This is a genomic window from Terrisporobacter sp., from assembly GCF_017888745.1.
Lineage (GTDB): Bacteria > Bacillota > Clostridia > Peptostreptococcales > Peptostreptococcaceae > Terrisporobacter.
This window is the reverse complement of record NZ_JAGHFM010000164.1, coordinates 1-10,709: the sequence shown is the minus strand read 5'-3', so window position 1 is coordinate 10,709 and position 10,709 is coordinate 1. Positions and strand designations below refer to the sequence as shown.

Genomic DNA, 10,709 nt, shown 5'->3' with positions numbered 1-10,709 from the left:
TAATTGATATCTTTCATGTAATGTTTTTGTTATTGCAGCTGTTAATGTAGTTTTACCGTGGTCAACGTGACCTATTGTTCCTATATTAACATGTGGTTTATTTCTTTCAAATTTAGCCTTAGCCATTTTAAAATACCTCCTGTTATATTTAAATATAATTAAAATGCTTACTATAAGCCTATGTTAAGTATTTTACTATTAATCATTCCTGTTTTCAAGATGTTTTTCCAATTTTCTCTTGACCCTTTGAAGAGCATTGTCTATTGATTTAACATCTCTGTCAAGCTTGTCCGCAATATACTGATAAGACTTTCCATTTAAGTACAGTTCTAATACTTCAAGTTCTAAATCACTTAACAAATCATTCATTTTACTTTCAATATTTCTCAATTCTTCTTTACTTATAATTAGTTCCTCTGGATCAGTAACGATACTAGTTGCTATTATGTCTAAAAGAGTTCTTTCTGACTCTTCGTCATAAATAGGCTTATTTAAAGAAACATATGAATTAAGAGGTATGTGTTTCTGTCTTGTTGCAGTTTTTATTGCAGTTATTATCTGTCTAGTAATACAAATTTCAGCAAAGCATTTAAATGAATTTGTTTTACTTCCATCAAAATCTCTTACTGCTTTATACAAACCTATCATACCTTCTTGAATAATATCTTCTTTATCAGCACCTACCAAAAAGTAGGATTTTGCCTTTGCTTTTACAAAGTTTTTATATTTTGTGATAATATATTCTAATGCTATTTTATCCCCATTACTTGCTTTTAATACAATATTGTACTCATCTTGTTGATTATTATCCAAGATTTCGTAATCATTATCTTTAGCTACCAACATTAAAATCTCCCCCAATTTATCGTTTCATAAGTATATTATAGTCTACGAAACTTAGTGATTTCAACGGTTTCTACGAATGTTCTCAAGTTTCGACAATATTTCTTTATCTAACCTTTCCTCCAAGAAATTTCGTTGAATTTTTTGCTTATGTTTTTGCTGTTCTTCTTTAATTTTTACCATTGTACTGTCGATATATAGTTTAAGTTCTCTAGCTGATATTCTAGTTGCCCCTTTTCCCAGAATAATTTGTTGCTCTGCATAGTCACTTGTAGCTACTTCTATATTGTCATATTTCGATAGAGAACTAATATATTTCTCTATATAACTATCTGCTGTTTGATGTTCTTTTGTGTAAACTATGGTTATATATTTTCTTTCTTCTATTTTTTCTTTTGAATTTTTCACATTATAAGCATCAAATACTACTATTGCTTTTTTTCCTGTATATTGAGCATATTCTATAATATAGTGAATTAATCTTTCTCTAGCTCCTTCTAAATCATCTTTAGAAAGTTCTTTTAATTGTTCCCATGCGTTTATAATATTGTAACCATCTATTATTATGTAAGAATTTTTATTAATTCTCCTCATTTTAAATTACTTTTGTCCCTTATTTCTTTGCCTAAATATTTCATATAGAAGGATTCCTCCTGCTACAGAAGCATTTAATGATGTAACTTTACCTGTCATTGGCATTTTTACAGTAAAGTCACAGTTTTGTTTTACTAATCTAGATATACCGAAACCTTCACTTCCAATAACTAACCCTAATGGTCCAGTAAGATTTTGATCATAGAATACTTCACCATCCATATCTGCTGCTGCTATCCATAGGCCTTCTTCTTTTAATCTTTTTATTGTATTAACTATATTGGTTACTTTACAAACTGGTACGTATTCAACCGCTCCTGCAGATGCCTTAGCAACAACAGGAGTTATATGAACAGACCTTCTCTTTGGTATAATTACACCATGAGCACCAACTGCATCTGCTGTTCTAATTATTGTTCCTAAATTGTGTGGATCAGTAATTTCATCTAAAATTATAAAAAACATATCCTCTTCTTTATTTTTAGCATTTTCTATTAATTCTTCTAACTCATAGTACTTATAGTCACTTACTATAGCTATTACACCTTGATGTGCATGACTTGTACTAATTTCATCTAATTTACTTTTATTAACATATTGAACAACTATATTTTTATCTTTAGCCATTCCTATTATTTTCTTTATTGATCCTTCTTTCGCTCCATTTGCAATCATTATTTTGTCGATTTGTCTATCACTTCTTAAAACTTCTATTACAGGATTTCTACCCTCTATATTTGTCAAAATCATTCACCGCCTATAAATTTTTAAATTTTTCCCTTATGCCGACTATATTTCCACAAGTCATCTTTCCTTCTGTACATGGTCCTTTTACACATTTAGGCCCACAGTTTTTAAACAGTATAGGTGCGACTTCTTTTACTTGTCTTAGCATTTCTGTTGCAAGCGCTCTAATTTCCCATTGAGCTCTTTCGCAACATCTATGATCAAAGAAATTATATAAACTTCTAATATTTATAGTAAATACCATTTTAGTTTCACATGCATTTGGGAATACATATCTTGCATCCTCTATTGCTATTTTTTCAGCTTGAGATTTAGCTTGATTTTCATTTTTACCTTGTTTTATTAGTTCGTTATAATGTTTTTCAAATAGTATATCAACTAATTTATCATAATTTTCTTGGTCCTTTTTCATAGACTCAATAAATAACTTCTTAGCTTCTTCTATTTTTTCTATTTGTGGAGGAATAATGTATTCAAACTGATTTAGCTTAACATACCTTTGACTCTGTTGAGAGAAACTAGCTATTCTATGTCTTACTATTTGATGAGAGCAACTTCTAGATATTCCTTCTATTCCAAATGTAAATGTTACATGTTCTAATGGAGACTCATGTCCCATGTTAATTAACATATTCAAAAATTTTTCTACACTTTCATCTGTTAGATTTTTTTCTATTTCGTCTACTCCTACTGGAGAATAGCAAAGTTTAGCTGCCATAGATATTACTTTCTCAGGTTGTGGAGTGTGTGCTAATAATTTTACTTTCATTAATATACCTCCCATATGTAATTTTAATAAGTATATTATACTATATTATCATATTATTCACCGAATATTTTAAAAAGTGTTAAGTATTCATCTTATTAAAATATATTTTCCAACAAATAAAAAAGTATTGCACAAAAGGCAATACTTTTTTATTACATATTATTTTCTATTATAGAAATACCTTTATATATTATATATTCCAGTCTTTCTTTATCTTCTTTTAAATATAAGTATCCTACTAATGCTTCAAAACCAGTAGCACATTTGTAATCTATTATATCTGCATTCTTAGGTGAAGTATGAGATTTTTGATTTCTTCCTCTTTTGTATATTCTAGTTTCTTCTTCTGTAAACTCTTCAACCATACCATGAATTATAGATGCTTGAGCTTTTGCATTAGAATATTTAATAGCAGTTTTATGAAGATCATTAACTTTCTTATTTAAATTATCTCTTATTAAGTATTCTCTTATATAAGATTCATATACAGTATCTCCCAAGTATGCTAATACTAAAGGTGACATAGTTATTAATTGTGTTTGATCCATTCTTATGCCCTTCTCCATTTAACACCTTGTCTTGTATCTTCAAGTACAATACCTTTTTCTAATAGTTCATTTCTTATTTCATCAGCTAATTTAAAATCCTTATTTTTCTTAGCTTGAGTTCTAGCTTCTATTAGTTTTTCTATTTCTTCATCTAATATATCTTCTTTTTTATTACTTACTATATTTAAAACTTCAGTTAATTCATTAAACTCGTCTAGAACTTTTTTAGCAAATTCTTTAGTTGAATTTTCATTTACATTAGAGTTCATAAATTTAGCTAATTCAAATATTGCACTTACTGCATCAGCAGTGTTTAAATCATCTTCCATAGCCTCTATGAATTTTTGTCTAAATCCACTTAATTCTTCTTCTAATTTTAACTCTTCATTATTTTCAGCATCATCATTTAATTTGCTTATTATAAATTCTAATCTTTCCTTAGCATTGTATAATCTTTCAAGTCCAGCTTTAGACTGATTTAACACTTCATCACTAAAGTTAATTGGATTTCTATAATGAGTTGATAGCATGAAGAATCTTACTATTTCTAAATCGTATAACTTTGATATATCTCTTACTGTGAAGAAATTACCTTTTGATTTACTCATTTTTTCATTATTTATATTTATATATTCATTATGCATCCAGTAGTTAGAGAATTTTTTACCACTTCTAGCTTCACTTTGTGCTATTTCATTTTCATGATGAGGGAATTTTAAATCTTGTCCTCCAGCATGTATATCTATAGTATCTCCTAAATATCTACGAGACATAACAGAACATTCTATATGCCATCCTGGTCTACCTTCTCCCCAAGGACTCATCCAGCCTGGCTCTCCTTCTTTTTTTGCTTTCCATAAAACGAAATCCATTGGATGTTTTTTCTGATCATTTACTTCTATTCTTGATCCTGCTTCTAATTCTTCTTGTTTTATACCAGAAAGTTTTCCATATCCATTAAATTTTTGAGTATCAAAATATACATCTCCATTTACTGCATAAGCATATCCTTTATTCTCTAATTCTTTAACAAAGTCTATTATTTCTTCAATATTTTCTGTAACTTGTGGATGTGTAGTTGCTCTTTTTATTCCTAATCCATCAGCATCTACAAAATATTCTTCTATATATTTTTTAGCAACCTCTTCTGGTGATATATGTTCTTCATGTCCCCTTTTTATTATTTTATCATCTACATCTGTAAAGTTTTGAACATAGTTTACTTCGTACCCTCTATATTCTAAGTATCTTCTTAATGTATCAAAAATTATAAATGGTCTCGCATTACCTATATGAATATAGTTATATACAGTTGGACCACAAACATACATCTTAACCTTTCCTTCTTCTAATGGTTTAAACTCTTCTTTTTGTCTTGTCATTGTATTGTATATCTTCATTTTTCCCATCTCTCCTTTCTCTTTAATTTAATTTGTTTATATATCTTCTTTAGTATGTATATTTAAATATTTTTTATAAATTAATATATTCCATTAAATAGTAATAGTTATATTATACCCTTATATATTCATTTTCTAACCTTATTTTTAGTAATAAAATCATTGTAAGTAGCAAATATATTTTACTAATTTAATCTCTTATATTATTATACATAAATACTTCTGCATAAAAAACATATTCTTTTATATTTGTAAAATTAAAACAAAAGAATTGCTATCAGATAGACAGCAATTCTTTTATATTATAATATGTTATTTTTTACATAAGATAATCTGTTTAAGCAAGTTTCTTTTCCGATAACTTCCATTATTTTATTAAGGTCTGGACCGTGCATTTGTCCTGTTAAACTTATTCTTGATCCCATGAATAAGTTTTTACCTTTTATACCATGCTCTTTTTGTATTTCTTTAAGCATAGCTTTTGCACTAGCTTCATCTAAAACGTCTAAGTTAGATATTTTTTCTATTAAAGCATCTACTAAAGTAGGTATATGATCTAATTTTAAGAACTCTCCACACTCTTCAGTTTCTAATTCTACAGTATCTCCAAAGAATATTGAAGCATGGTCAGTTATTTCTTTTACATATTGTAATTTTTCTTTAAGAACTGAAACCATTCCTTTTAAGAAATCATACTTTTCTTTAGCTTCTTCTTCCGTTACGAAACCAGCTTCAACTAAGAATGGTATTGCTAAGTTAGTTAAAACTTCATCATCTCCATCTTTCATATAGTGTTGGTTAACCCAGTTTAATTTTTCTGTGTCAAATACTCCACCACTCTTAGAAACTCTTTCTATAGAGAAAGCTTGTTCAAGTTCTTCCATAGAGAATATCTCTTTATTTTCTTCTGGAGACCACCCAACTAATGCAACGTAGTTAACTAATCCTTCTGGTAAATATCCTTTTTTCTTGAAGTCTTCTACTGCAACATCACCATGTCTCTTACTTAATTTTTTCTTTTCTTTATTAAGTATGTTTGGTAAATGTACGAATGATGGTGCTTCCCATCCGAATGCTTCATATAAATAAACATGTTTTGGAGTAGAAGAAACCCACTCTTCACCTCTTATTACATGAGTTATCCCCATTAAGTGATCATCAACAACAACAGCGAAATGATATGTTGGGAAACCATCAGTTTTTATTAAAACTTGATCATCTAAGTCATTTGTATTGAATTCAGTTTCTCCTCTAACTAAGTCATTGAATTTTATAACATGATTTTCTGGTAATCTAAGTCTTATAACATATGGCTCGCCAGCTGCTATTTTAGCTTCAACTTCTTCTTTAGATAAGTCTCTACAATGACCATCGTATTTAGCAGTTTCTCCTGCTTCTCTTTGTTTTTCTCTCACTTCATCTAATCTTTCTTTTGTACAGAAACAATAGTAAGCTTTACCATTATCTAAAAGTTCTTGTATATATTTTTGGTATATGTCTAATCTTTCAGATTGGATGTATGGTCCGCAATCACCTTTTTGAACTACATTCCCATTATCATCTAACATAACACCTTCTGTATGGTTTACACCAGCCCATTTCATAGCATTAAGCATATTTTCTATAGCGCCATCAACAAGTCTTGTTCTATCTGTATCTTCAACTCTTAATATATACTCTCCGCCCATTTTTTTTGCGAATAAATAATTGTAAAGAGCAGTTCTTAAACTTCCTATATGAACAAATCCTGTAGGACTTGGAGCAAATCTTACTCTAACATTACTCATATTGTGCCTCCTAAAACTAATCTATTATAATCTTACGTTATTTTTTTTGAATTCTTCTCTAACTCTAGATTCTATATCTTCAACAGCTATAAGCTCTTTTTCACCAGTTTCTCTTAATACAAATTCAACTTTTCCGTCTACTATGTCTTTACCTACTGTTATTCTCATTGGTATACCTATTAGTTCAGCATCTTTGAATTTGAATCCTGGTCTTTCATCTCTATCATCTAATATAGTTTCTACACCCATAGCTTCTAATTCTCTATATATTTTTTCTGCATTTTGTACTTGTTCTTCTTTTTTCATGTTAACAGGTACAACTATTACATGATATGGAGCTACTGATAAAGGCCATTTTATACCATTTTCATCATAATGTTGCTCTATTATAGCTGCTGCTGTTCTTTCAACACCTATTCCATAGCATCCCATTTGCATTGGCTTAGATTTACCATCTTTATCAACATAAGTACATCCCATTGCTTCAGAATATTTAGTTCCTAATTTGAAGATATGACCAACCTCAACACCTCTCATTATTTCTAAATCTCCGCCACATTTAGTACATTTATCTCCATGTTGAACAGATCTAAAGTCTCCAACTACACCTTCAAAATCTCTTCCGTAGTTAGCATTTTTTATATGGTAATCTGATTTATTAGCCCCAACAACTAGGTTTGATTGATCTACAACTTCTTTATCTATAAATAAGTAGTCAGCTTTTATTCCGATTGGTCCTGCAAATCCTACTCTTGCTCCTGTTACCTTCTCAACCATAGCCTCAGATGCCATATCCATTTCTATAACATCTCCTATAGCATTAGCAACTTTTGTATCATTTACATCTCTATCTCCTCTTACAACAACTGCAACTGATCTTCCATCTGCATCAAAGATTAAAGTTTTAGCAAATTTATCTGCTGATGCTCCCATGAACTCTTGTAATTGCTCTATCGTTGATATATTTGGAGTATGAACTTCTTCTAATTCAGCCATCTCTTCTTTACATGGTTCATGATTAACAGATACAGCCTTTTCTATATTAGCTGCATAATCACATTCTTTACAGAATACTATTTCATCTTCCCCAACTTCTGATTTAACCATGAATTCAGCAGAGAATGCTCCACCTATCGCTCCTGAATCAGCTTGTACTGGTGAGTTTTCTAATCCACATCTTGCAAATATATTTGTATACGCTTCAAACATATCTTGATATGACTTATCTAATCCAGATTCATCTATATCGAAACTATATGCATCCTTCATTAAGAATGTCTTAGTTCTCATGACTCCAAATCTTGGTCTTCTTTCATCTCTATATTTCGCTTGTATTTGATATAAGTTTAAAGGAAGTTGTTTATAAGACTTCACTTCTTGTCTTACTATATCTGTAAATACTTCTTCATGAGTTGGTCCAAGGCAATAATCTCTACCAGTTCTGTCTTTTAACCTGAACATTTCTGGTCCCATTGCTTCCCATCTTCCAGATTCTTGCCATAATTCAGCAGGTATTATTCCTGTACAGAAAATCTCATTCCCATCTTTGGCATTCATTTCTTCTCTTATTATATCACTTATTTTTTTAAATACTCTTAAACCTAATGGTAAATGATTGTAAAGTCCTGAAGACATTTTTTTAATCATACCTGCTCTTAGCATTAGTTGATGACTTGTTATTTCAGCATCAGCTGGAACTTCTTTTAATGTTGGTATAAACATTTTTGACATTCTCATATTAAATTACCTCCTAGATTTATTTTCAAAATATAAAAAGCCCTTCGTCTCTATAAAAATAGAGACGAAAGGCTTACTTTTCCGCGGTACCACTCTAATTAATCATAATATTATGATTCTCTCAAAGGATATAACGGTCCTACCCGTAAAAACTTTTTACCGTTTTTATACTAAAAGACTGGTTCAAAAACTTCCTCTTAGGAACTCTCACCAACGTTCCTTCTCTGTAAAGATTTCATTTTTTACTATTTCTTTATCATTGTTTTTAATCTTAATTTAAGTTATGTTTTGAATATAATAACTTAATCATATAGTATTTTATTTTCCTTGTCAACTTCATCTTTTGAATATTTTTTATAAAAATAGATGTATATAAAGTTTCATATATATTTTTGTATTATGTTCGTTATTTTATCCTTTTACTAACATTAATATACTATTATTTTCTATTTTTGTGATAATTTATTATTTCTTAATCAATAAACATATACTTTGTGATGCAATTCCTTCTTTTTTACCTGTAAATCCAAGACCTTCTTCCGTAGTTGCTTTTACACTTATATTCTCAATATCCGTATTTAGTACATTTGCTATATTTTTTCTCATATGTTCAATATGAGGAGCCATTTTAGGACTTTGAGCTATTATTATACTATCTATATTGTTTATCTTATATCCTTTTTCTTGAATTAACTCATTTACATATTGCAGTAATTTCATACTGTCTGCACCTTTATATTTTTCATCATTGTCCGGGAAATGTTTCCCAATATCACCTAATGCTAATGCCCCTAACATCCCATCCATTATTGCATGGATTAAAACATCTGCATCTGAATGACCAAGAAGCCCCTTTTCATGTGGAACATTAACTCCTCCAATTATTAGTGGTCTTCCTTCTACAAGTTTATGTACATCATATCCTAGTCCTATTCTCATTTTCTACTCCTTTAAAAATATAATTTATAATCAATATGATTATAGTTATTATCTTATTTTTTTATTTTCTTCTAAAATCTTTCTAGCTATATTTATATCTTCTGGATTAGTTATTTTTATATTATTATAAGAACCCATGATCATCGATACACTCTGACCGATGAATTCAACTAACATAGAATCATCTGTACCATAATAATTATTTTTGTAAGCTTCTTCATATGCCTTCATAATTAGATCATATTTAAAAGTTTGAGGTGTTTGGGCTGACCATAAACTACTTCTTTGTGGTGTGTGTTTAATCAATCCATTTTCTACAACTTTTATCGTATCTTTGACAGGCACCCCAACAACAACCGCTTGGTTTTCCTTAGCTACTTCTATAGATCTATTTATTATATCATCGTTTACAAATGGTCTAGCACCATCATGTATAAGTACTACTTCACAATTTTTATTAATTTCTTTTAGACCATTATAAATTGAATCCTGTCTTTCTTCTCCACCATATGCTATTTTAATGTTTTCATAATTATATTTATTCAAAATTTCACTGATGAAAAATTCTTCCTCTTCTTTTTTTATACAAATAATAATTTCATCTATATTCCCATTATTATAAAAAGCATCTATTGTATGAGCTATCATTTCTTTTTCTTCTAATTTTAGATACTGTTTGTTTATGCCTAAATTCATTCTTTTTCCAGATCCAGCTGCAACAATAATAACACTATTCATATATTCACCTCTTATTTTACTAATAATTTAATTATTTCACACTTTCTATTTCATTATAACTATTTTTATCTATAAATCAATTACTTAAAATACTAATAAGTTATATCTATTTTCCATGATAAAGTCTTATTTCATAATTTATTTACTAAACTTTTAATTTAATCTGTTATTTTCTAATCAAAACAAAAAAGCTATTTAAAATTATTTTAAATAGCTTTTTATTACTAATTTTTAGGCTTTCCAAATATCATTCTTCCTGCAGAAGTTTGTAATACCGATGTAACTAATACATGTATTGTTTCACCGATATATTTCTTTCCACCTTCTACAACTATCATCGTTCCATCATCTAAATATGCAATTCCTTGATTTGACTCTTTACCTTCTTTTACAACTTGGGCTATCATTTCTTCACCAGGTATTGCAACAGGTTTAACTGCATTAGCAAGTTCATTAATATTTAGAACTTCAACACCTTGAAATTGAGCTACTTTGTTTAAGTTATAATCATTAGTTACAACTTTACCATTTATAACTTGAGCAAGTTTAAGAAGTTTACTATCAACTTCTGGTATATCATCAAAATCTTTTTCAGTTATCTCAACCT

At 29.1% G+C, this 10,709-nt stretch carries 12 protein-coding genes and 1 other annotated feature; all 12 genes read right to left on the bottom strand.

The genetic code is table 11. The features are described 5' to 3' along the window. A partial coding sequence (locus tag J7G74_RS08060; RefSeq protein ID WP_297133912.1) for a GTP-binding protein occupies positions 1-126 on the bottom strand: 126 nt, incomplete at its 3' end. Positions 127-198: 72 nt separating this feature from the next. Beyond that, complete coding sequence (gene sigH, locus J7G74_RS08055; protein ID WP_297133911.1) at positions 199-846, bottom strand: RNA polymerase sporulation sigma factor SigH; 648 nt, start codon at positions 844-846, stop codon at positions 199-201. A gap of 60 nt (positions 847-906) precedes the next feature. Further along, positions 907-1,437: an NYN domain-containing protein gene (locus J7G74_RS08050; RefSeq protein ID WP_297133909.1), complete on the bottom strand. Its 531-nt coding sequence runs from the start codon at positions 1,435-1,437 to the stop codon at positions 907-909. A 6-nt stretch (positions 1,438-1,443) separates the two neighbouring features. Next, positions 1,444-2,187, bottom strand: a complete 744-nt coding sequence (gene rlmB, locus J7G74_RS08045) for a 23S rRNA (guanosine(2251)-2'-O)-methyltransferase RlmB (RefSeq protein WP_443081649.1) — start codon at positions 2,185-2,187, stop codon at positions 1,444-1,446. 7 nt (positions 2,188-2,194) lie between these two features. Then, a complete protein-coding gene (gene thyX / locus J7G74_RS08040) occupies positions 2,195-2,953 on the bottom strand; it encodes an FAD-dependent thymidylate synthase (RefSeq protein WP_297133906.1) in 759 nt (252 codons plus the stop codon). A gap of 152 nt (positions 2,954-3,105) precedes the next feature. Beyond that, the gene (locus tag J7G74_RS08035; RefSeq protein WP_297133904.1) at positions 3,106-3,519 is read right to left on the bottom strand and encodes a Mini-ribonuclease 3; all 414 of its coding nucleotides are present in this window, start codon (positions 3,517-3,519) and stop codon (positions 3,106-3,108) included. Beyond that, positions 3,504-4,901, bottom strand: coding sequence for a cysteine--tRNA ligase (gene cysS / locus J7G74_RS08030; protein WP_297133903.1), 1,398 nt, complete (start codon positions 4,899-4,901; stop codon positions 3,504-3,506). The genes J7G74_RS08035 and cysS overlap by 16 nt, the downstream gene beginning before the upstream one ends. Positions 4,902-5,203: 302 nt before the next feature. After that, the gene (gltX, locus tag J7G74_RS08025; RefSeq protein ID WP_297133900.1) at positions 5,204-6,688 is read right to left on the bottom strand and encodes a glutamate--tRNA ligase; all 1,485 of its coding nucleotides are present in this window, start codon (positions 6,686-6,688) and stop codon (positions 5,204-5,206) included. A 24-nt stretch (positions 6,689-6,712) separates the two neighbouring features. Continuing rightward, positions 6,713-8,425 (bottom strand): proline--tRNA ligase, encoded by a 1,713-nt coding sequence (locus tag J7G74_RS08020; protein WP_297133898.1) that lies wholly within the window; start codon positions 8,423-8,425, stop codon positions 6,713-6,715. 57 nt (positions 8,426-8,482) lie between these two features. Beyond that, positions 8,483-8,694: a binding site (T-box leader), on the bottom strand. A 196-nt stretch (positions 8,695-8,890) separates the two neighbouring features. Next, a complete protein-coding gene (ispF, locus tag J7G74_RS08015; RefSeq protein ID WP_297133897.1) occupies positions 8,891-9,364 on the bottom strand; it encodes a 2-C-methyl-D-erythritol 2,4-cyclodiphosphate synthase in 474 nt (157 codons plus the stop codon). 48 nt (positions 9,365-9,412) lie between these two features. After that, positions 9,413-10,102: a 2-C-methyl-D-erythritol 4-phosphate cytidylyltransferase gene (gene ispD / locus J7G74_RS08010; protein WP_297133893.1), complete on the bottom strand. Its 690-nt coding sequence runs from the start codon at positions 10,100-10,102 to the stop codon at positions 9,413-9,415. A 224-nt stretch (positions 10,103-10,326) separates the two neighbouring features. Beyond that, positions 10,327-10,709: PIN/TRAM domain-containing protein (locus J7G74_RS08005; protein ID WP_297133891.1), on the bottom strand; the 383-nt coding region annotated here is incomplete at its 5' end.

Bases quoted from the DNA above. Each gene is read 5' to 3' on its own strand.
- sigH (WP_297133911.1), bottom strand. From the start codon at position 846: ATGTTGGTAGCTAAAGATAATGATTACGAAATCTTGGATAATAATCAA.
- J7G74_RS08050 (WP_297133909.1), bottom strand. From the start codon at position 1,437: ATGAGGAGAATTAATAAAAATTCTTACATAATAATAGATGGTTACAAT.
- rlmB (WP_443081649.1), bottom strand. From the start codon at position 2,187: ATGATTTTGACAAATATAGAGGGTAGAAATCCTGTAATAGAAGTTTTA.
- thyX (WP_297133906.1), bottom strand. From the start codon at position 2,953: ATGAAAGTAAAATTATTAGCACACACTCCACAACCTGAGAAAGTAATA.
- J7G74_RS08035 (WP_297133904.1), bottom strand. From the start codon at position 3,519: ATGGAGAAGGGCATAAGAATGGATCAAACACAATTAATAACTATGTCA.
- cysS (WP_297133903.1), bottom strand. From the start codon at position 4,901: ATGAAGATATACAATACAATGACAAGACAAAAAGAAGAGTTTAAACCA.
- gltX (WP_297133900.1), bottom strand. From the start codon at position 6,688: ATGAGTAATGTTAGAGTAAGATTTGCTCCAAGTCCTACAGGATTTGTT.
- J7G74_RS08020 (WP_297133898.1), bottom strand. From the start codon at position 8,425: ATGAGAATGTCAAAAATGTTTATACCAACATTAAAAGAAGTTCCAGCT.
- ispF (WP_297133897.1), bottom strand. From the start codon at position 9,364: ATGAGAATAGGACTAGGATATGATGTACATAAACTTGTAGAAGGAAGA.
- ispD (WP_297133893.1), bottom strand. From the start codon at position 10,102: ATGAATAGTGTTATTATTGTTGCAGCTGGATCTGGAAAAAGAATGAAT.